We start from the raw sequence: 20,185 nt of genomic DNA, 5'->3' as shown, positions 1-20,185 counted from the left end.
CTGTTCTATCGCCAGGGCGCACTCTTTTGCAGGAGCGCGCGTGCCAGCGACTGCAATCGTTCGGATAGCCCGATGTGCTTGGCACACCGATAGGGTGGGCCAGCGCGCCTGGAGGGTTGTCGACAGGCTTATTCCGACGGCAACGCCAATCGCTGCCCGGCCATCAGCAGCGCCAGTCGGCTCAAGCTGCTCCAGACGGAGCCTTCGGCCTGACCTTTGATCTGCGCATCGATGTGTTGGGCGTCCATCAACAGCTGACCCCAGCGACGGGCCGAGTGCCGCATCAGGGCTTTGCTCATCAGCGGTTTGCGCTTGTCCCAGATGGGCGGGCGGGCCTGGCTGAACGCCTTATCCAGTGGCACGCCCTGGCTGTATTGCAGCGCCAGGTTCGCCAGCACGCGCAATTCGCGCGACAACGCCCAGAGAATGACCGGCGGCTCGACGCCCTCGCCGCGCAGGCCTTCGAGCATGCGCAGGGCATGAGAGGCTTCGCCGTTGAGAATCGCATCAGTCAGACCGAAGACATCGAAGCGGGCGCTGTCAGCCACGGCCGCCTGAACGGTCTCCACCGTGATCTGGCCCTGCTCGGCCATCAGCTTGAGCTTTTCGATTTCCTGCGCGGCAGCAAGCAAGTTGCCTTCAACCCGCGCGGCGATCAGTTCGACCGCATCCGGGCTTGCAGCGAGGCCGGATTGCGAAAGGCGCTGACGAATCCACTGCGGCAACTGGCTGGCATCGACCGGCCAGATCTGCACGAACTGAGTTTGCTGGCCTTCAACCAGCGCCTTGCCCCATTTGGTTTTCTGCGCGGCGCCGTCCAGCTTGGGCAGGCTGATCAGCAGCAGCGTGTCTTCTGCCGGGCGGTTGCAGTATTCGAGCAAGGCCGCAGCGCCTTTGTCACCGGGCTTGCCCGACGGCAGGCGCAGTTCCAGCAGGCGCCGCTCAGCGAACAGCGACATGCTCGCGCCCGCCTGCAGCAGCGTGCCCCAGTCGAAGCTCGAATCGGCGCTGAACACCTGACGCTCGTCGAACCCTTGCTGACGGGCCGCCGCGCGAATGGCATCGCACGCTTCCTGGCATTGCAGCGGGTCATCGCCGCTGACAATGTAGACAGGCGACAATGCGCCCTGAAGGTGTTTGGAGAGTTGGGCGGGGGCGAGTTTCATGGGTCAGAAAAGATCAGGGCCGGCGAACCGGCCCCGATGCCATCACTTGGTCGGGAATTCGATGGGAGACTGCTGTGGCGTCTCGTCGCGAACCCGCTGAGCCGCGGCTTCGGCGTCGGCTTCGGCGCGAGCGGCAGCGTCGGCCTTGGCCTGCATTTCATCCAGGCCTTCTGGTGTCAGCAATTGCAGACGAGCCAGCATGAGCTGAATCAGATCGCTGCGCATTTCCTGGCGGACCTGATCAGCTTCCTGGTCGGAGCCCACCAGGTTGTTGCCGTCGTGCACGTAGACCTTCTGCACCTGCACCTTGTCGCTGAGCAGGACGACGTCCTTGGTGCCACGAATCTCATACTTCAACACGTCGGTCAGCTGGTATTCGGCGGAACGGCCGGCACCGGTGTAGCTGGCGCTGCGCGAGCTTTCTTCTTCACGCGCCAGGAACAGCTTGTATTGCGCGCCGGTGTAGACGTGTACGCCGCTGCTGGTCAGGGTCTGGCGCAATTGAGTGACGAGGTCGCCGTAGGCATCACGCGCGCTGACGTCCAGTTCCTTGATCGACAAGGCGTTGGTGCCGGTGCCACGCAGCTGGAAACCGCAGGCGCTCAGCAATACCGCGAGGCCCATTACCAGCAGATTGCGTTTGATCATCTTGTTGCTCCCCTTGAATCCGTTTGAGCCCGAAATCGCGGGCTCTGGAAGTGTGTTCAGCGCCTGTCACCGCCAGGCGCCCGATCCATTCAGCTGGCGACGATGTTCACCAGCTTGCCAGGCACCACGATTACTTTGCGGATGGTCAGGCCATCGATGAAGCGCAGGACATTTTCGTTGGTCCGTGCGGCGGCTTCGACGTCCTCGCGGCTGGCGCTGGCGGGCATTTCGATCTGCCCACGCAGCTTGCCGTTGACCTGCACCACCAGTTGCAGCGTGTCCTGCACCAGCGCCGACTCGTCGACGACCGGCCAGCCGGCGTCGATGATCGGATCGGCATGGCCGAGCGCCGTCCACAGTTCGTGGCTGATGTGTGGCGTGATAGGGGCCAGCAGCAGCGCGACGGTTTCCAGACCTTCCTGCAGCAGCGCGCGGTCTTGGGCAGAAGCCTGCGGTGCCTTTTCCAGCACGTTCATCAGGGTCATAACTTGCGCGATGGCGGTGTTGAATTTGTGATGCTGCCCCACGTCCTGACCGGCCTGTTTGATGGCCAGATGGATGGCGCGGCGGATGCCTTTCTGGTCATCGCCCAAGGCGGCCTTGTCGAGGGCGCCCGGCAATCCGGCGGTCACATGGGCCTGAGCCAGACGCCACACGCGCTTGAGGAAGCGGTGCGAACCTTCCACGCCCGAGTCGGACCATTCCAGGCTCATGTCCGGTGGCGAAGCGAACATCATGAACAGGCGGCAAGTATCGGCGCCGTATTGATCGATCATCGACTGCGGATCAACGCCGTTGTTTTTCGACTTGGCCATCTTCTCGATGCCACCGATTTCGACCGGCTGGCCGTCGGCAATCAGCTTGGCGCCGATGATCTTGGCTTTGGCGTCGCGTTCGAATTCGACGTCGGCCGGGTTGAACCAGGTCTTGCTGCCATTGGCTTCCAGACGATAGAACGTCTCGGCCACCACCATGCCCTGAGTCAGCAGGTTCTTGAACGGCTCGTTGGACGTGACCAGGCCTTCGTCGCGCATCAGCTTGTGGAAGAAGCGCGCGTACAGCAGGTGAAGAATCGCGTGTTCGATACCGCCGATGTACTGATCCACCGGCAGCCAGTGGTTGGCGGCTTTAGGATCGACCATGCCACCCTCGTAATGAGGCGAGGCGTAACGGGCGAAATACCACGACGACTCGACGAAGGTGTCCATCGTGTCGGTTTCACGCTTGGCCGGCGCGCCGCATTTCGGGCAGCTGCATTCGTAGAATTCAGGCATGCGCGCCAGAGGCGAACCCGCGCCATCGGGTACGACGTCTTCCGGCAGTTTGACCGGCAGCTGATCTTCCGGAACCGGAACATCGCCGCACGCGTCGCAGTGAATGATCGGGATCGGGCAGCCCCAGTAGCGCTGGCGGCTGATGCCCCAGTCACGCAGGCGGAACTGGGTGCGCGATTTGCCGAGCGCCTTCTTGATCAGGGCAGCTTCGATCGCATCGAACGCCCCGGCGAAATCCAGACCGTCGAACTCACCCGAGTTGATCAACTGGCCGTGTTCGCCGTACACGTCCTGCCAGGGAGCAGGCGTCTGATCGCCAGCGCTGGTGCGCACCACCGGTTTGACCGGAAGGTTGTACTTGGTGGCGAATTCGAAGTCGCGTTCGTCGTGAGCCGGGACCGCCATTACCGCACCGTCGCCGTAATGCATCAGCACGTAGTTGGCGACCCAGACCGGCAGTTTTTCGCCAGTCAGCGGGTGCTCGACGAACAGCGAGGTCGGCAGGCCTTTCTTTTCCTGAGTGGCGACGTCGGCTTCGGCGACGCTGCCGCTCTTGCATTCGTGAATGAACGCCTGCAGCTCAGGATCGTTCTGCGCAGCCAGTGTCGCCAGCGGGTGCTCGGCGGCAACGGCAACATAAGTCGCGCCCATCAGTGTGTCGGGACGGGTCGTGAACACTTTCAGCGCACCGGCTTCGCCGATCGACGTCTGGTCGTACGGGAACTGCACTTCCATGCCGCGGGATTTGCCGATCCAGTTGCGCTGCATGGTCTTGACCTGTTCAGGCCAGCCCGGCAGCTCGTCGAGACTCTCCAGCAGCTCATCCGCGTACGCGGTGATCTTGAAGTAGTACATCGGGATTTCGCGTTTTTCGATCACCGCGCCCGAACGCCAGCCTCGGCCGTCGATGACCTGCTCGTTGGCCAGGACGGTCTGGTCGACCGGGTCCCAGTTAACGGTGCCGTTCTTGCGGTAGATCACGCCTTTCTCGAACAGGCGAGTGAACAGCCACTGTTCCCAGCGATAGTAATCAGGCTTGCAGGTGGTGACTTCGCGCGACCAGTCGATCGCCAGACCCAGGCTCTTGAGCTGGTTCTTCATGTAGGCGATATTTTCGTAGGTCCATTTGGCCGGGGCGACGTTGTTTTTCATTGCCGCGTTTTCTGCGGGCATCCCGAAAGCGTCCCAGCCCATTGGCTGCAGTACGTTTTTGCCCTGCATGCGCTGGTAGCGGGCAATCACGTCGCCGATGGTGTAGTTGCGCACGTGACCCATGTGTAGCTTGCCGCTAGGGTAAGGAAACATCGACAGGCAGTAGTAGGTGTCCTTGCCTGGCTGTTCACTGACTTCAAAAGACTTTTGCTCTTCCCAGAAGGTCTGGGCGGCGGCTTCGATTTCACGGGGCTGATAGAGTTCGTGCATGGCTACTTTTGACTAGAGATTGGTGACCCTTGACCTCTTCTCGGCGTTCCCGGATCGGTTGGGCATCGCGTGCCGGACTGTGCCGAGGGCATTGCGATGCGTTCGTGCCCGGGTGGGCGGAAGTGGAATTACAGGAAGCGCCGTAGCATACATGAGGGCCGACTATCGAGGGAAACCCTGATTGCTGACTTCGGCCCGTCAGGCCCTTGGCAGCCGCCGTTGGTCGCGGCACCGCGCCGGTTTTCGCAGTGACGCTAAGCTCATTTACGAGGGTATGTTTATCTTCAGTGAGGTGAGCGGATGGCAGAGATGCGGCACCAAGTAAAGAAACCAGATCTGTATGACCGTTTGATTGATCGTCTGGGGCTTGCCCTGGACATGGCGAAAACAGCAGTGCGGCTTCGTAACGAGCATTCCGCTGAACTGGAATTGCGTGGATTGAGTCATGCCGAATTCCAGTTGATCGAGGCCTATCTGGATGCTTGTCCGGAAAAGACTGAAGTTGTCTTCAACGAGGATTCAGCGAACATCAAGAAGGGTAGTTCCAACACGTCACGGGAGCCTTCGGAGTCGATGCGTGCGGCGCATCCTCAAGCCAATGTCATCTGGCTCAAGGACCAGCGTCGCGCCAAGGTGTCGGCAAAGTTGAGTCGTTACAGTCACAGCAAACATTTCAAGCGTTAACCTTCGCGGGTTTGATCCCGTCTTACTAAGCGTTGCTGCTTAGCGCCAATACTTTTAGGCTTCGGGCATCTTTGGAGATGCCCTGATGCCCTTCCGTTATTTCATCAAGAACCTGCTGCTGCCTCCCGGTCTTTTTCTGCTGCTGATTGCCTTCGCCTGGTGGCTGAGAAGTCGCCGGCCGAAAACGGCTCGCCTGCTCTTCGTCGTGGGGATTGCCGGCCTGTGGGCGATGAGTCTGCCGATTGTGGTGCAGTGGTCGGCGACGGCCATCGAAAGTATTCCTCCCCTGCAGCAAGACCAGTGGGCGACGCTGGACCAGCGGGCTGACGCGATTGTCGTGCTGGGTTCAGGCCGTGAGCGCAAGGATCCGACCTGGGGCAGCGATATTCCAACAGGCGTGGCCCTGGAACGGATGCGCTATGCGGCGCGCCTATCCAAGGCGTCCGGGCTGCCGATCCTCACCACGGGGGGCTTGCATTACGGTGAGCCGCCCAGCGAGGCCGCGATCATGGCGGACTCGTTGCGTGATGACTTCGCCGTGCCGGTGCGCTGGCAGGAAGGGGAGAGCCGCACGACGTGGGAAAACGCCAGCATGAGCGCGGCGATCCTGCTGCCGCAGGGCATCAAGCGGGTTGTCGTGGTGACTCAGGCCTGGCATATGCCGCGATCGGTATGGAGTTTCGAGAAAGCCGGGTTCACTGTCGTGCCGGCGCCGGTCGGCTTTCTGAGTGTGGACAACGCCAGGCCGTTTGGCGGCTGGACCCCTGAAGCCAGAGCAGTCTGGCAGAGCGGGCTGCTGTTGAATGAAGCGGCGGGGCTGGCAGGGTACCGGTTGTTTTATCGGTGACCTGAGCCGCAGGCGCATGACGGGCCCGATTTTGGTCCGAGTGATGATCGACTGCGATCCTACTTACCAATTACGCGCGCGCCTCGTAGGACCGGCTTTAGCCGGGAAAGCGTCAGTTGTTCTGCCGCAAAACTGATGGCGGACATATCGGCCTCCTCCCGGCTGAAGCCGGTTCTACTGTGCCTTAACCCCTCACACCGCTTTCGCAATCCTGCCGGTGAAGAATGCCCACCCGATCAGCAGCACCGACAGGATGATCAGCGGCCAGGAGCGCCAGTGCAGGTAAGGCGTGAGCTGGTGCATTGGGGTCACTTCGCCATACATCACCGCACGCTCGAACTGCGGCACGGTGGTGGTGATCTTGCCGAAAGGATCGATCAGCGCGCTGACGCCGTTATTGGTGGCGCGGATCATCCACCGGCCCGCTTCCAGCGCCCGCATCTGTGCCATCTGTAAATGTTGCAGCGGCCCGATCGAGGTGCCGAACCAGGTGTCGTTGCTGACCGTCAGCAGCAGGTCGCTCTGCGCCGAAAGCCCCGCAGCGAACTCCGGGTAGACCACTTCATAGCAGATGAACGGCGCGATCTGGTAACCCTTGGCCTGCAACAACGGCTGCTCGGCAGGACCTCGGGCGAAGTCCGACATCGGCAGGTTGAAGAACGTAATCAACCCGCGCAGCAGGTCCTGCAGCGGCACGTATTCACCAAATGGCACCAGTTTCTGCTTCAGGTACGTCCCGTCGCCCTCGCCGGTCACCGTGATCGCGTTGTAATAGCGCCACTCGTTATGGCTGCCTCTCTGACGCAACGGGACGCCGGTGATCATCGCCGAGTCCCGGTCCGCGGCAAATTTGCCCATCATCGACAGATAGCCTTCGACCGATTCCTTGAGTACCGGCACGGCGGTTTCAGGCCAGACGATCAGATCGGCTTTTTGCGAGGTGAACGTCATGTCGCGGTACAGCGCCAGCTGGGCGTTCAACGCCGCCGGGTCCCATTTCATGCTCTGTTCGACGTTGCCCTGCATGGCGGCGACTTTCAATGGCGCCCCGGACGGTTCGGTCCAGGCATGATTCTTCAATGCCAGACCGACGACCCACGGCGCCAGCAACAATACAACGGCGCCTGCGAGGAAGGGCTTGCGCGCACGCAGCCGAGGCAGGTTGCAGAGCAACGCTGCGGTCAGCGCCAGGCTGAACGAGATCAGCCACATACCGCCCAGCGGCGCCAATCCCTTGAGTGGTCCGTCGAGCTGACTGTAGCCGGAGTAAAGCCAAGGGAAACCGGTCAGGAACCAGCCGCGGAACATCTCTTGGCCAAACCACAGCGCGGCAAATGCCAGAGCGTCGGCCAGCGGCGCTTCATTGCGCCGGATCCAGCGTGCCCAGAGCCAGGCGGGCAGGGCGAAGAAAAACGCCACCGACGCGCAGAACAGCACCATGAGGAAGACTGCCAGCCAGACCGGAGCCTCGCCGTAGGTGTGAATGCTGACGTAGATCCAGCTCGTGCCGCCGCCGAACAGGCCGAAGCCATAGCTCCAGCCGCGCCATAAGGCCTGGCGGGGTTTGAGGTCGCGCAGACCGAGATAAAAGATCACCAGCGCGACGATCGCCAGTGGCCAGATATCGAACGGCGCCAAAGCCAGGGTGATCAGCGCGCCAGCCACCATGGCCAGCAGGTTACCGGGCCAGCCGGGGCGGGTGATCCAGCGCATTTACATTCCTTATGAGGGATACGACGTTACGAGCGGGAGATCGGACTCAGGCGCAACAGGTGGATGCGACGACTGTCGGCATTCAGGATGCGGAAACGATACGCGCCGATTTCGGTGATTTCGTTACGCTTGGGCAGATGTCCGAACGCATTCATCACCAGACCGCCGACCGTGTCGAACTCGTCGTCGGAGAACTCGCTGTCGAAGAACTCGTTGAAGCTCTCGATCGGCGTCAGCGCCTTGACCAGAAAGTCGCCACTGGGCAGCGGCTTGATGTAGCTGTCTTCCTCGACGTCGTGCTCGTCCTCGATATCGCCGACGATCTGCTCCAGCACGTCCTCGATCGTCACCAGACCCGCCACACCGCCGTATTCGTCGATGACGATGGCCATATGGTTGTGGTTGGCGCGGAATTCACGCAGCAGCACGTTCAGACGCTTGGATTCGGGAACGAAGGTCGCCGGACGCAGCAGGTTTTTCACATCGTCCGCGCCACCGTTTTCCTTGAGGATCAGCGGCAGCAGGTCCTTGGCCAGCAGCACGCCGAGGACATCGTCGTGGCTTTCGCCGATCACCGGATAGCGCGAGTGCGCCGAATCGATGACGGCTGGCAGGAATTCACGAGGGCTCTGGCTGGCCTTGATGCTGACCATCTGCGAGCGCGGCACCATGATGTCGCGCACCTGCAGGTCGGCGACCTGGATGGCGCCTTCGACAATCGCCAGCGCTTCGCTGTCCAGCAGCTTGTTTTGATGGGCTTCGCGCAGCAGCTCAAGCAGCTCCTGGCGGTTTTTCGGCTCATGGGCAAATGCCTGGGTCAGTTTGCCCAACCATGACTTTTGCCCGTTGCTCGATCGGTCTTCGCTCATAGCCCTTACTCGTGGTCCTTGCCAGGTGTTTCTGAATGGGGGTTGCCGACGATTTCATCGTCAGCGTAGGGATCGGGATAGCCCAGCTCTGCAAGCAACTCTCGTTCCAGCGCTTCCATTTCTTCGGCTTCGTCATCGTCGATGTGATCGTAGCCCAACAAATGCAGGCAGCCATGAATCACCAGATGCGCCCAGTGCGCGTCGAGTGCCTTGCCCTGTTCTGCGGCCTCGCGGGCGACGACCGGAACACAGATCACCAGATCGCCCAGTAATGGAATATCGAGGAGTTCGTCAGGCACATCGGCCGGGAACGACAACACGTTGGTGGCGTAGTCTTTGTGACGCCAGGTGTGGTTCAGCTCCCTGCCTTCGGCTTCATCGACCAGGCGGATGGTCATTTCCGAGTCGGCCGCGCGCTGGCGAAGGCCCATTTCGCACCAGAGGCGGAACTGGGCTTCGCTCGGGGCGCTGGCTTGACTGGCGATTTGCAGGTCCAGCTCAAGCATCGCGGCGATTGTCCCGGGAGGGCTGCTGGTCGTTGTTCCGCTCTTCGAAGCGCTCGTAGGCTTCGACGATGCGCTGCACCAGCGGATGGCGCACAACGTCCTTGGGCTTAAAGTGGGTGAAGCTGATCCCCGGCACATCCTTGAGCACTTCGATGACGTGAGTCAGGCCGGATTTGGTGCCTTTGGGCAGGTCGATCTGAGTGATGTCACCGGTGATCACGGCGGTGGAGCCGAAGCCGATACGGGTCAGGAACATCTTCATCTGCTCAACGGTGGTGTTCTGACTTTCGTCCAGAATGATGAAGCTGTTGTTGAGCGTGCGGCCGCGCATGTAAGCCAGCGGCGCAACTTCGATGACCTGCTTCTCGATCAGTTTGGCGACGTATTCGAAGCCAAGCATCTCGTAGAGCGCGTCGTAAAGCGGGCGCAGGTACGGGTCGATCTTCTGTGCCAGATCGCCCGGCAGGAAGCCCAGTTTTTCACCCGCTTCGACTGCCGGACGCACCAGCAGGATGCGGCGAATCTGCTCGCGCTCCAGCGCATCGACTGCCGCAGCCACGGCAAGGTAAGTCTTGCCGGTACCGGCCGGGCCGATGCCGAAGTTGATGTCGTTGGCGAGGATTTCCTTGACGTAGCGTTGCTGATTCAAGCCACGGGGGCGAATCATGCCTTTCTTGGTGCGCAGCGCGACGCCGACTTCGGCGGCAGGGTGGTTATCCAGCTCTTCAACGCCGGACTCCTGCAGGAACAGATGAACCATGTCTGGCGACAGCTCGGTACTTTTGGTTTCCCGGTACAGCCGGCGCAACAGGTTTTCTGCCGAAGTGGTCTGTTTGCGTTCGCCGATCATCTCGAACTGGCCTCCGCGATTGCGGATCTCGATGTCCAGGCGCTGTTCGATCAGGCGCAAATGCTCGTCGAATTGCCCGCACAGATTGGCGAAGCGATGGGCCTCGATAGGTTCAAGGCTGAAACGATGTGGTTCGATAGGTGCGTTCAAAGTGGTTTTTTAGCCGCCCGACGGCAATGAAGGTGAAACGAAGGATAACCCCTGTCGGCAGTGTCCGAAAGGGCTCACTTACTAATGGTTGAGTCAGCAAGCGCTACAACCCCTGTAGGAGTGAGCTTGCTCGCGATTACGTTGTATCAGGCACATCTCCGGTGACCGCGTAAACGCAATCGCGAGCAAGCTCACTCCTACAGAGTCATGCGTGCACCGTAGGACGTTATTGCACCAACGACCCACGCAGCGAGTGGGGTTGTGCGCTGTCGATGTAGACGTCGGCGAATTGCCCGATCAGCTTGGGATTGTCGCACCGGAAGTTGACGATCCGGTTGTTCTCGGTACGACCCTGAAGCTCGCCGGGGTCTTTCTTCGAGTAGTCGGTCACCAGAATCCGCTGCACGGTGCCCGCCATCCGGCGGCTGGTTTCGAAGCCCTGACGATCGATCAGGTTCTGCAACTGCTTGAGCCGCTCCTTTTTCACCTCTTCCGGGGTGTCGTCCACCAGATCGGCGGCAGGTGTGCCCGGGCGCTGGCTGTAAACGAACGAATAGGAGAAGTCCATGCCGACTTCTTCCACCAGTTTCATGGTCTGCAGGTGGTCTTTCTCGGTTTCTCCGGGAAAGCCCACGATGAAGTCAGAACTGATGCAGATATCCGGCACGGCGGCGCGCAGCTTGCGCAGGCGTGACTTGTATTCCAGCACGGTGTGGTTGCGCTTCATCGCCGCAAGGATGCGGTCCGAACCCGATTGCACCGGCAGGTGCAGGTGCTTGACCAGCTCCGGGACCTCGGCGTGGGCCTGGATCAGGCTGTCCGAGAACTCAAGCGGGTGTGAGGTGGTGTAGCGAATCCGGTCGATGCCGTCGATTGCGGCAACGACGCGGATCAGCTCAGCCAGATCGGCCAGGCGTCCATCGTGGGTCGTGCCGCGATAGCCGTTGACGTTCTGGCCCAGCAGCGTCACTTCGCGCACACCGTTCTCGGCGAGGTGGAAAACTTCGGTGATCACGTCGTCGAACGGGCGACTGACTTCTTCACCGCGGGTGTAAGGCACGACGCAGAACGTGCAGTATTTGCTGCAGCCTTCCATCACCGATACGTAGGCGCTCGGGCCGTCGACGCGAGGCTCTGGCAGGTGATCGAATTTTTCGATTTCCGGGAACGAGACGTCGACCTGCGGCAAACGTGTCACGCGAGCGGCGTCGATCATCTCCGGCAGGCGGTGCAGCGTCTGCGGCCCGAAGACAACGTCGACATATGGCGCGCGATCGCGAATCGCCGCACCTTCCTGACTGGCCACGCAGCCACCGACGGCAATCACCATTTCGGGATTGGCCAGCTTCAGTTCACGCCAGCGGCCAAGCTGGGAATAGACGCGGTCCTGCGCTCGCTCGCGGATCGAGCAGGTGTTGAGCAGGATGACGTCGGCATCTTCAGCGCGCGCGGTGACTTCCAGTGCTTGATGTTCGCCCAGCAGATCGACCATGCGCGAGCTGTCGTACTCGTTCATCTGGCAGCCGTGGGTTTCGATGTAAAGCTTCTTGGACATGCGGGTTCATCAGGTGATTCGAAGAACCGCGCATTATAGTGAGCCGGGCCTCGGGTTCCTAGCGTTCCCTAACGAGCGGCATGCTATAGTTCGCGCCCTTTTCAAAACACCGATCATTGCCTGCCAGTTATGACCAAACGCGAAGCTCCAATCTACAAGGTGATTTTTCTCAACCAGGGACAGGTGTACGAGATGTACGCCAAGCAGATCTACCAGAGCGATCTGTGGGGTTTTCTGGAAGTGGAGGAATTCGTCTTCGGTGAGCGCACGACCGTTGTGGTTGACCCCAGCGAAGAGAAGCTGAAAGCACAGTTCGATGGCGTGGTGCGCAGTTTTGTGCCGATGCATTCGATTGTGCGCATCGATGAAGTCGAGCGTATGGGCACTGCGAAGATCAGTGAAGCGCGTCAGACTGGCAATGTCATGCCGTTTCCGATGCCGATGCCTGACAAGTAGGCTTCTGACCGGTCAGCGTTCGATGGGAGGGACTCTCGTTGCCGAGGCGGCTTGTGTCAGCAAAGCGATCATTCGCAGCGCTGGCTCAGAAATGCCGCTCAGGGCTTCGCGCTATCGGGAAACGGTGCAAAAGGGGTGCGCCCTTCGGCCGTCTGCAACTCCAGAAGATACTTGCGGAAGATCTGCCCCAGAACTTGGGTGGCGACGTCGAGATCTTCTTTCTTCATCTGCGCTGACACTTCGTCAGCCTGGTCCAGCGCATCTTCCGAACCATTGACCGCCGCCATCTTCAGCACGATATACGCCTGGATGTTGTTGGCCTGAACGCCTTCGCCACGGAAAAACATCAGACCCAGTTGATACTGCGCCTGAGCGTGGCCCTGTAACGAGGCTTGTTCGAAATAGTTGAGTGCTTGAGTGAGATCGCGCGGCGCACTTTTGCCGTCGTAGTAGAACTGTCCCAACTCATATTGCGCCTGCGCATCCCCGCCCTGAGCCGCCTGCTGGCAGGCCGACAACGCTGCTGGCAGGTTGTCTGGCTGGGTATTGAGGGTGCAACGACCCACCGCTGGGATCAACAACGAGTTGCCACCTGCATTAGCCAGCAGGGGATGAAGAAGCAACAGGCAGCCCAATGCAAGGGTGCGGCCGGTGCGATTCATGGAAGTCGACTTACCTCTGAAAAAGGTGCGGGCATGCCCGTCCAGCTAAACGTGCTGGCTGCGCATTATGAAATAAGCGGGGCCAACCTTACAAAGTCTTTACTGATTTTCTGCTGCACGGGCCTTACAGCGCTGAATTCAGGAGGTTTTGCCGCTGCATAATGACGCTTTCGGGCCGTGGCTGCTCCTGAAAACGCTGGCTGATGGACGTTTGCTGCCGCTACGCGCCAGATCGCGGGACAAGCCACGCTCCTACAAACCCTCTATTGCCCAGTGTACGGATGCAGCGCAGCTAACACTGTGGTGTAGGAGCGTGGCTTGTCCCGCGATCGGCTGCGCAGCAGTCGTAAAACCAGACGGCGCTGATGCCGGGTGGAATCCGTTCCGCCCGGTCTGCCCGTTATTTTAGCTGAGCGAACGCCTTCTCGGCCGCGTCCAGCGTCAGCTGCAACTCGGCTTCGCCGTGGGCGATCGAGGTGAAGCCCGCTTCGAATGCACTTGGCGCCAGGTACACGCCGCCTTCGAGCATTGCATGGAAGAAGCGCTTGAAGCGTTCTGCATCGCTGCTCATCACGTCGTGGAAAGTGACGATTTCTTTCGCTTCAGTGAAATAGAGGCCGAACATGCCGCCCGCCTGAGTCGTCACGAACGGAATGCCGGCAGCGTCGGCGCGCTGTTGCAGGCCTTCGAGCATGCGAGTGGTGTAGGCGCTGAGTTCGTCATGGAAACCCTCGCGGCTGATCAGGCGCAGGGTCGTCAGGCCTGCGGCCATTGCCAGTGGGTTGCCGGACAGCGTGCCAGCCTGATACACCGGGCCGAGCGGCGCGATGTGCGACATGATTTCGCGCTTGCCGCCGAAACAGCCGACCGGCATGCCGCCGCCGATGATCTTGCCGAACGTGCTCAAATCCGGCTTGACGCCGTAGTAGGCCTGGGCGCCGCCGAGTGCAACGCGGAAACCGGTCATGACTTCGTCGAAAATCAGCACCACGCCGTGCTTGTCGCATTCTTCACGCAGGCCCTGAAGGAAGCCCGGTGCCGGCGGAACGCAGTTCATGTTGCCTGCCACCGGCTCGACGATGATGCACGCCACTTCCTGGCCCACTTCGACGAGCATCGTCTTGACCGCATCGATGTCGTTGAATGGCAGGGTCAGCGTGTGTTTGGCGAACGCGGCGGGAACACCCGGCGAGCTCGGTACGCCGAGGGTCAGTGCACCCGAGCCGGCCTTGACCAGCAGGCTGTCGGAGTGACCGTGGTAGCAGCCTTCGAATTTGATGATGCTGTCCCGGCCGGTGAAACCACGGGCCAGACGGATCGCGCTCATGGTCGCTTCGGTGCCGGAACTGACCATGCGCACCATTTCCATCGATGGCACGATCGAGCAGACGAGATCGGCCATCTCGGTTTCCATCGCCGTCGGCGCGCCATACGACAAGCCATGCTCCAGCTGCTTGCGCACTGCATCCAGCACTTCGGGATGGCTGTGGCCGAGAATCATCGGACCCCAGGAACCGACGTAATCCACATAACGCTTGTCGTCTTCGTCGGTGACGTAGGCGCCTGCGGCATGTTTGAAGAACAACGGTGTGCCCCCGACGCTCTTGAACGCGCGAACGGGCGAATTGACGCCGCCGGGAATGTGCTTCTGAGCGTTGGCGAACAGGGTTTCGGAACGGGACATGGTGAAGTCTCTGTTTGAGTCGGTAGAAGGAAGCGCAAAACGGCCTGATACGGATCAGGCCGGTTTGAACAAATCGTTGAACGCACGCGCGCGGCGAGTGACTTCCTGCGCGGTGTCGGCACCGAACAGTCCGTGCACCACGGCCAGCAGGTCCGCGCCATGGGCCACCAGCGGGGCGGCGTTTTCCAGCGTGATCCCGCCGATGACGGCAATGGGCAGGGAAATACGCTTGCGCGCCTGATCGAGCAGGTCGAGGTCGCACGCCGGCGCGCCCGGCTTGGTGTTGGAATTGAAGAAGCGGCCAAACGCAACGTAGGTGGCGCCATCGGCCTTGGCTTTCTCGGCCAGCTCGACCTGCGCGTGGCAGGTGGCGCCGACGATCGCCTTATGGCCCAGCAAGGCGCGCGCGTCCGGCAGCGAACCATCTGTCTGGCCCAGATGCACGCCGACACCCAGTCGCGCGGCGACCTCGGCGTCGTCGTTGATGATCAGGCGTGTCTTATAGCGCTCGCACAGCTTGAGCAGCTCCGAGGCTTCACGCAGGCGACGGGTTTCATCGCCGGATTTGTCGCGGTATTGCAGCAGCGTCACGCCGCCATCGAGGGCGGCTTCGACGTAAGACAGGAACTTGCCCGCCAACAGCTGGCTGTCAGTGACGGCATACAGGCCACGTAGTTTCATCGAGAGTGCCTCTTGTTCGTGGCGTACGTTACGAGCAGAAATCCAGCGGCAGGCGGCGTGGAACGAACTGGCCCTGACCCAGCTGTTCCGCATCACGCAGCGTGCGCCAAGTGTAGTCCAGCGCGGTTTGCACGGCGCCGATCAGGTCCTGCCCCAGCGCCAGGCGACCGGCCAGTGCGCTGGCCAGGGTACAACCGGACCCGTGATAACTGCCGGGCAGGCGCTGGCACGTGAAGGTGTGGGTCTTGCCGCCCCGAATGTACAGGCGGTTGTGCACTTGCTGCTCGTCGCCGTGGCCGCCGGTGATCAGTAAATGCTCGCAGAACGGCAGCAGTTTCTGAGCGCACTCATCTGCCGTGCCTTCAGGCAGTTCGGCAAGAATGCGGGCTTCCGGCAAGTTGGGCGTGGCGATGGTCGCCAGTGGCAGCAACCGCTCGCGCATCGCATAACCCACTTCGTCCTTGCCCAGTCGTCCGCCACCGCCGGCACGCAGCACCGGATCGCAGACCAGGGGCAGATGTGGATGGGCCTGCAGCAGTTCGACGACGGTATCGACCATTTCAAGCGAACCCAGCATGCCGAGCTTCACGGCCGCGACGGTCGAATCGTCGAGCACGGCGTTGGCCTGAGCCAGCACCCATTCACGATCCAGCACCCGGAAATCGCTGACGTTCACGGTGTCCTGAACGGTCAGAGCGGTGACCGCCGGGGCGGCGTGACACCCTTGCGCGAGCAGGGATTCGATATCTGCCTGCAAGCCGGCGCCGCCACTTGGGTCGTGGCCGGAGAGACAGAGGACAACAGGGCGGGAGCTATAGATATTCATGGTGCGCGAGCTTACCACTAAAGTTTTTGCCGGGCCGCCGGTCGCCGTCAGAATTTTCGCACCTGCGTCGGCGATGGCTCTGTTTCGATGTTTTCAGGGAGAATGGTGCCGGTCGTCCCGAAAGGCTAACGAAAGCTTGGCGTTGGACGATTAAGATGGTGTCATCTAGCTATCAATCGCCATGTCTCGGCGTCTCGTCTGTTCCTGTCATAAGAGTGAATGCAAGTGCGTTGCCCGTTAAGCCTGTTGGCAGAATTCTCGGTCGTCCCGAGTGTCCAGGGTTTGTCCCGGATCGTGAAGTCGTCCCCCGAAGCGTCGGGGATCAGCCTGGCCGCCCTGAATCAAGCGGGCGGTGTTGCATGCGCCTTCTACTGACCCTTTTATGCCTTGTGCTGCCGATGCTGGCGGGCGCCGTCGAGTTCGACGAAACCACGCGCACGCTGCCGTTGGGGCGGGCGACGCAGGTGTTCGAGGACCCGACGGGCGCGGCCACGATTGAAGACGTCTCCTCGCCCGAAGGCGCCGCCCGGTTCCGCCCGCTGGACGCCGGCTCGCTCAACGCCGGGTATTCGCGTTCGACTTACTGGCTCAAGGTACAGCTGACCTATCGTCCGACCAACCCGGTGGCGTCCGCCGACTGGTTGCTGGAACTGGCGTATCCGCCGATGGACCACGCCGACCTGTACCTGGCCAATGACGAAGCCGCGCCGAGCCTGACCTGGCAGACCGGCGACATGCTGCCGTTCTCCAGCCGGCAGATAAAACAGAACAATTACCTGTTCGACCTCAACCTGAACGCCAACGAAAGCAAAACCGTTTACCTGCGCGTCGCCAGCCACGGCTCGGTCCAGGCGCCGCTGAATCTGTGGGCCAGCCACGCTTACATCGAAGAGCAGCCGTCGCGGCTCTATGTGCTGGGGATGATCTACGGCGTGCTGGCCGTGATGCTGATCTACAACCTGTTCATCTACCTGAGCGTGCGCGACGCCAGTTACCTTTATTACATCCTCTACATCACGTGCTTCGGCCTGTACCAGGTCTCGGTCAATGGCGCGGGGATCGAGTTTCTCTGGCCGGACAACCCGTGGTGGGCCAACACGTCCACGACCTTTCTGATTGCGGCAGCGATCCTCTTCGCCAGCCAGTTCGCCCGCAAATTTCTGCAGACGCCAACGCTCGGCGGCTGGCTCGATGTGCCCTTGCTGCTGATGATGGCCTGTGCCGCGCTGATCATGACCCTGTCACTGGCGCTTGATTACGGCGTCGCCCTGCGCCTGGTCACCGGGCTGGTGTTGCTGTTCACGCCGGTCATTCTGTTGATCGGCATCGTCGCCTGGCTGAAGGGGCGGCGAGTAGCGCGGTATTTTGTCTTCGCCTGGTCAGCCTTCCTCACGGGCGGGGTGATCAACGCGACGATGTTGCTGGGCAGTCTGCCGAACAATTTCTGGACGATGTACGCCAGCCAGATCGGCTCGGTGGTCGAGGTGGCGCTGCTGTCGCTGGCGCTGGCGGACCGCATCAACACCATGCGCGATCGTCAGGCGCAGTTGATGGAGCAGTCGAGCCGGGATCTGGAAAAGCTCAATCAACAGTTGGCCGTCAGCAACCGCTTGAAGGATGAGTTTCTCGCCACGCTGACTCACGAACTGCGCACGCCCATGAATGGCGTCATCGGCTCGCTCGAGCTGATGCAGATCGACGGCGCTCAGGGCGAGATCGAGCTTTACCGCCAGACCGCTGCCGACTCGGCGCAGAACATGATGGGCATCGTCAACGGCATCCTCACCCTGACCGAGCTGCAGGCCGGGCGAATCACGGTGCAGAACGAGGCATTCAGCCTGCGTCACCTGCTGTTTCAACTGCGCAGCACGTTCGAGCCGTTGGCGCGCAGCAAAGCGCTGACCCTGACCATCGAATTGGATGAGGAATTGCCGGACAGCCTGGAAGGCGACGCGCTCAAGCTGCGTCAGTGCCTGGAATGCCTGCTGGACAATGCCATCAAGTTCACAAAAACCGGTTCGGTCCGGGTGCGTGTGAACGCTCAGTACGTCGACAGGCAGCGCACGCGGTTGATGATTGACGTGATCGACACCGGGATTGGTTTCAGCCGCCTGGACGATGAAACGCTGTACGCGAATTTCTTCCAGGTCGATGGCTCGACGACTCGCGAATACGGCGGGCTGGGCATCGGTCTGGCCATCTGCCGACAGCTGATCGAGCTGCAGGGCGGGCGCCTTAGCCATCAATCCGAGTTGGGCAACGGCAGTCAGTTCCGACTCAGTCTGGACGTTCAGCGGGCGACAGCGCCAGTGGCGTGAAGGCACCCGCCAGGCTGTCGTCGGCAAGGGCGAACAAGGCAAAGGCGCCGTCATTTAGTCGGCTATGGCACTTTTTTCGTCATCAGGTGCGTGATTCACTGGCGGTCATCCGCGCTCGCTGCGCGTTGACCGGACCGGAGTCGCCTCATGAATCTGCATCAGTTCGCCGAGACCCATGAAGTCACCAACCAGCCGCCTTCGCTCGATGGCGTCAACCTCTACCGGGTCGACCTGCCGTTGCAGGAGTGGTCGCGGCGCTTCGGGGCCGGCTGGGCGCAGGCGAAGATCGATGCTTACGGCGCGCTGGCCGGTGGACCGCTCATGGCAGCGGGGTTTCTCGCCAATCAGAACAAACCGGTGTTCGCCAGCCATGACCGGTATGGTCATCGCATCGATCTGGTGGAGTTTCATCCGGCGTATCACCAGTTGATGCAGACGGCCGTGGAGCATGGTCTTCCTTCATTGCCCTGGATCGATCCGCGTGAAGGCGCCCATGTCGCTCGCGCATCGATGACGTATCTGCACACCCAGGCCGAGGCCGGCAGCGGCTGCCCGTTGACCATGACCTTCGCCAGCGTCCCGGCCTTGCGTTTGCAGCCGGAGCTGGCCGACGTCTGGCTGCCCAAGATCCTCGCCACCGAATACGACCCTCGCAACGTCGGCATCGCTCATAAGGCGGGCGCGACGATCGGCATGGCCATGACCGAGAAGCAGGGCGGCTCGGATGTACGCTCCAATACCACGCGCGCTTACCCGGTTGGCCAGCCGGGGCCCGGGCAGGCGTATGAACTGGTGGGCCACAAGTGGTTCTGCTCCGCGCCGATGTGCGACGGGTTTCTCACGCTGGCGCAGACAGACAAAGGGCTGACGTGCTTCCTGTTGCCACGTCATCGGCCGGACGACACGCGCAATGAGTTCTACATTCAACGGCTGAAAAACAAGCTCGGCAATTGGTCCAACGCGTCCAGCGAAGTGGAGTTCCGCGGCGCGCTGGCGTGGATGGTCGGCGAAGAAGGGCGGGGCGTGCCGACGATCATCGAGATGGTCGCCATGACCCGTTTCGACTGCATGAACGGTTCCAGTGCGCTGATGCGTCAGGCGCTGACTCAGGCGGCGCACCACTGCGCGCACCGGAGCGTCAGCGGCCGTCTGCTCAGCGAGCAGCCACTGATGCAGAACGTGCTGGCCGATCTGGCGCTGGAGAGCGAAGCGGCGCTGGCGCTGACCTTGCGCATGGGCCGCTCACTTGAACGGCTGGACGATCCTCACGAGGCGCGCTTTGCCCGGCTGGTCACGGCTGTGGGCAAATACTGGATCTGCAAGCGCGCGCCCGCGATGATCAACGAAGCCGCTGAGTGCATGGGCGGCGCGGGGTACGTCGAAGACACCATCCTGCCGCGTCTTTACCGGGAAGCCCCGGTCAACTCGACGTGGGAAGGTTCGGGCAACGTGCAGTGCCTGGATGTGCTGCGCGCGCTGTCCAAGGAGCCGGGCGTGCTCGATGCGCTGTTTGACGAACTGGGCGACGGTCATGGCGACCGACGACTGGCGGCGCACATCGATCGGCTGAAGGCGGCGTTTCAGGACACCAGCGACATTCAGTATCGCGCCCGGCAACTGACGGAGGATATTGCGGTGGGTTTGCAGGCGAAGCTGCTGCTTGAGGCCGGCAATTCGGCGGTCAGTGATGGCTTTATCGCCGGTCGTATCGAACAGCCGGGGCGGGTGTATGGCGCGCTGCCGCGAGGGGTGAATGTCGAGGCACTGGTGGCCAGATCGTCACCGCAGGTTTAACTGGGTGGGCGCGGCCCCCGCGGGAGCAATCGAGGTTGCGGCGGTCGCGAATGCGGTGGGTCTGGCACAGCGAGATCGCC

General features: G+C 61.4%; 17 protein-coding genes. 5 read left to right on the top strand and 12 right to left on the bottom strand.

Going from position 1 to position 20,185, the window contains the following annotated elements; translation table 11 throughout:
• Window positions 1–128: 128 nt before the first annotated feature.
• The 3 genes from holA to leuS all read right to left on the bottom strand — a co-directional run bounded on the left by holA (window position 129) and on the right by leuS (window position 4,510).
• Complete coding sequence (gene holA / locus QRN36_RS12075; protein WP_285424286.1) at window positions 129–1,166, bottom strand: DNA polymerase III subunit delta; 1,038 nt, start codon at window positions 1,164–1,166, stop codon at window positions 129–131.
• Between the two features lie 42 nt (window positions 1,167–1,208).
• Window positions 1,209–1,814 carry an LPS assembly lipoprotein LptE gene (gene lptE, locus QRN36_RS12070; protein ID WP_285424285.1) on the bottom strand — a complete coding sequence of 202 codons (606 nt, stop codon included), beginning with the start codon at window positions 1,812–1,814 and terminating at the stop codon, window positions 1,209–1,211.
• An 89-nt stretch (window positions 1,815–1,903) separates the two neighbouring features.
• A complete protein-coding gene (leuS, locus tag QRN36_RS12065; protein ID WP_285424284.1) occupies window positions 1,904–4,510 on the bottom strand; it encodes a leucine--tRNA ligase in 2,607 nt (868 codons plus the stop codon).
• 300 nt (window positions 4,511–4,810) lie between these two features.
• Here leuS and QRN36_RS12060 point away from each other — a divergent pair, with 300 nt between their 5' ends.
• A complete protein-coding gene (locus tag QRN36_RS12060) occupies window positions 4,811–5,194 on the top strand; it encodes a hypothetical protein (protein WP_285424283.1) in 384 nt (127 codons plus the stop codon).
• An 85-nt stretch (window positions 5,195–5,279) separates the two neighbouring features.
• Window positions 5,280–6,041: a YdcF family protein gene (locus tag QRN36_RS12055; RefSeq protein WP_285424282.1), complete on the top strand. Its 762-nt coding sequence runs from the start codon at window positions 5,280–5,282 to the stop codon at window positions 6,039–6,041.
• A 192-nt stretch (window positions 6,042–6,233) separates the two neighbouring features.
• Here QRN36_RS12055 and lnt read toward each other — a convergent pair whose 3' ends face one another.
• The 5 genes from lnt to miaB form a co-directional block, all read right to left on the bottom strand.
• Entirely contained in the window at window positions 6,234–7,754 is a 1,521-nt protein-coding gene (lnt, locus tag QRN36_RS12050) for an apolipoprotein N-acyltransferase (RefSeq protein ID WP_285424281.1), read from the bottom strand.
• Window positions 7,755–7,780: 26 nt separating this feature from the next.
• Entirely contained in the window at window positions 7,781–8,623 is an 843-nt protein-coding gene (locus QRN36_RS12045; RefSeq protein WP_093469121.1) for an HlyC/CorC family transporter, read from the bottom strand.
• Window positions 8,624–8,628: 5 nt separating this feature from the next.
• Window positions 8,629–9,129: an rRNA maturation RNase YbeY gene (ybeY, locus tag QRN36_RS12040; protein WP_285424280.1), complete on the bottom strand. Its 501-nt coding sequence runs from the start codon at window positions 9,127–9,129 to the stop codon at window positions 8,629–8,631.
• Window positions 9,122–10,129, bottom strand: coding sequence for a PhoH family protein (locus QRN36_RS12035; protein ID WP_093469127.1), 1,008 nt, complete (start codon window positions 10,127–10,129; stop codon window positions 9,122–9,124). The genes ybeY and QRN36_RS12035 overlap by 8 nt, the downstream gene beginning before the upstream one ends.
• Window positions 10,130–10,355: 226 nt before the next feature.
• Window positions 10,356–11,684, bottom strand: a complete 1,329-nt coding sequence (gene miaB, locus QRN36_RS12030; protein WP_285424279.1) for a tRNA (N6-isopentenyl adenosine(37)-C2)-methylthiotransferase MiaB — start codon at window positions 11,682–11,684, stop codon at window positions 10,356–10,358.
• A gap of 129 nt (window positions 11,685–11,813) precedes the next feature.
• On the opposite strand from miaB, the gene QRN36_RS12025 reads away from it, so the two are divergent.
• On the top strand, window positions 11,814–12,140 hold the full coding sequence (locus QRN36_RS12025; protein WP_062384926.1) for a DUF1820 family protein: 327 nt from the start codon (window positions 11,814–11,816) through the stop codon (window positions 12,138–12,140).
• A gap of 98 nt (window positions 12,141–12,238) precedes the next feature.
• Here the strand turns inward: QRN36_RS12025 and QRN36_RS12020 are convergent, their stop codons facing one another.
• From QRN36_RS12020 to QRN36_RS12005, 4 genes are all read right to left on the bottom strand, one after another.
• The gene (locus tag QRN36_RS12020) at window positions 12,239–12,802 is read right to left on the bottom strand and encodes a tetratricopeptide repeat protein (RefSeq protein WP_285424278.1); all 564 of its coding nucleotides are present in this window, start codon (window positions 12,800–12,802) and stop codon (window positions 12,239–12,241) included.
• Between the two features lie 400 nt (window positions 12,803–13,202).
• Entirely contained in the window at window positions 13,203–14,486 is a 1,284-nt protein-coding gene (hemL, locus tag QRN36_RS12015; protein WP_285424277.1) for a glutamate-1-semialdehyde 2,1-aminomutase, read from the bottom strand.
• 54 nt (window positions 14,487–14,540) lie between these two features.
• A complete protein-coding gene (gene thiE, locus QRN36_RS12010; protein WP_285424276.1) occupies window positions 14,541–15,167 on the bottom strand; it encodes a thiamine phosphate synthase in 627 nt (208 codons plus the stop codon).
• A gap of 28 nt (window positions 15,168–15,195) precedes the next feature.
• On the bottom strand, window positions 15,196–15,993 hold the full coding sequence (locus QRN36_RS12005) for a hydroxymethylpyrimidine/phosphomethylpyrimidine kinase (RefSeq protein ID WP_285424275.1): 798 nt from the start codon (window positions 15,991–15,993) through the stop codon (window positions 15,196–15,198).
• A 359-nt stretch (window positions 15,994–16,352) separates the two neighbouring features.
• On the opposite strand from QRN36_RS12005, the gene QRN36_RS12000 reads away from it, so the two are divergent.
• Both QRN36_RS12000 and QRN36_RS11995 read left to right on the top strand, forming a co-directional pair.
• Window positions 16,353–18,311 (top strand): hybrid sensor histidine kinase/response regulator, encoded by a 1,959-nt coding sequence (locus QRN36_RS12000; RefSeq protein ID WP_285424274.1) that lies wholly within the window; start codon window positions 16,353–16,355, stop codon window positions 18,309–18,311.
• A 147-nt stretch (window positions 18,312–18,458) separates the two neighbouring features.
• Window positions 18,459–20,105, top strand: coding sequence for an acyl-CoA dehydrogenase family protein (locus QRN36_RS11995; protein ID WP_285424273.1), 1,647 nt, complete (start codon window positions 18,459–18,461; stop codon window positions 20,103–20,105).
• Window positions 20,106–20,185: the final 80 nt, after the last annotated feature.

This window comes from Pseudomonas sp. efr-133-TYG-103a, assembly GCF_030209235.1.
Classification (GTDB): Bacteria; Pseudomonadota; Gammaproteobacteria; order Pseudomonadales; family Pseudomonadaceae; genus Aquipseudomonas.
Note: the sequence above shows the minus strand (reverse complement) of the source record. Positions and strands in the feature narration are given on the sequence as shown.

Bases quoted from the DNA above. Each gene is read 5' to 3' on its own strand.
- holA (WP_285424286.1), bottom strand. From the start codon at position 1,166: ATGAAACTCGCCCCCGCCCAACTCTCCAAACACCTTCAGGGCGCATTG.
- lptE (WP_285424285.1), bottom strand. From the start codon at position 1,814: ATGATCAAACGCAATCTGCTGGTAATGGGCCTCGCGGTATTGCTGAGC.
- leuS (WP_285424284.1), bottom strand. From the start codon at position 4,510: ATGCACGAACTCTATCAGCCCCGTGAAATCGAAGCCGCCGCCCAGACC.
- QRN36_RS12060 (WP_285424283.1), top strand. From the start codon at position 4,811: ATGGCAGAGATGCGGCACCAAGTAAAGAAACCAGATCTGTATGACCGT.
- QRN36_RS12055 (WP_285424282.1), top strand. From the start codon at position 5,280: ATGCCCTTCCGTTATTTCATCAAGAACCTGCTGCTGCCTCCCGGTCTT.
- lnt (WP_285424281.1), bottom strand. From the start codon at position 7,754: ATGCGCTGGATCACCCGCCCCGGCTGGCCCGGTAACCTGCTGGCCATG.
- QRN36_RS12045 (WP_093469121.1), bottom strand. From the start codon at position 8,623: ATGAGCGAAGACCGATCGAGCAACGGGCAAAAGTCATGGTTGGGCAAA.
- ybeY (WP_285424280.1), bottom strand. From the start codon at position 9,129: ATGCTTGAGCTGGACCTGCAAATCGCCAGTCAAGCCAGCGCCCCGAGC.
- miaB (WP_285424279.1), bottom strand. From the start codon at position 11,684: ATGTCCAAGAAGCTTTACATCGAAACCCACGGCTGCCAGATGAACGAG.
- QRN36_RS12025 (WP_062384926.1), top strand. From the start codon at position 11,814: ATGACCAAACGCGAAGCTCCAATCTACAAGGTGATTTTTCTCAACCAG.
- QRN36_RS12020 (WP_285424278.1), bottom strand. From the start codon at position 12,802: ATGAATCGCACCGGCCGCACCCTTGCATTGGGCTGCCTGTTGCTTCTT.
- hemL (WP_285424277.1), bottom strand. From the start codon at position 14,486: ATGTCCCGTTCCGAAACCCTGTTCGCCAACGCTCAGAAGCACATTCCC.
- thiE (WP_285424276.1), bottom strand. From the start codon at position 15,167: ATGAAACTACGTGGCCTGTATGCCGTCACTGACAGCCAGCTGTTGGCG.
- QRN36_RS12005 (WP_285424275.1), bottom strand. From the start codon at position 15,993: ATGAATATCTATAGCTCCCGCCCTGTTGTCCTCTGTCTCTCCGGCCAC.
- QRN36_RS12000 (WP_285424274.1), top strand. From the start codon at position 16,353: ATGCGCCTTCTACTGACCCTTTTATGCCTTGTGCTGCCGATGCTGGCG.
- QRN36_RS11995 (WP_285424273.1), top strand. From the start codon at position 18,459: ATGAATCTGCATCAGTTCGCCGAGACCCATGAAGTCACCAACCAGCCG.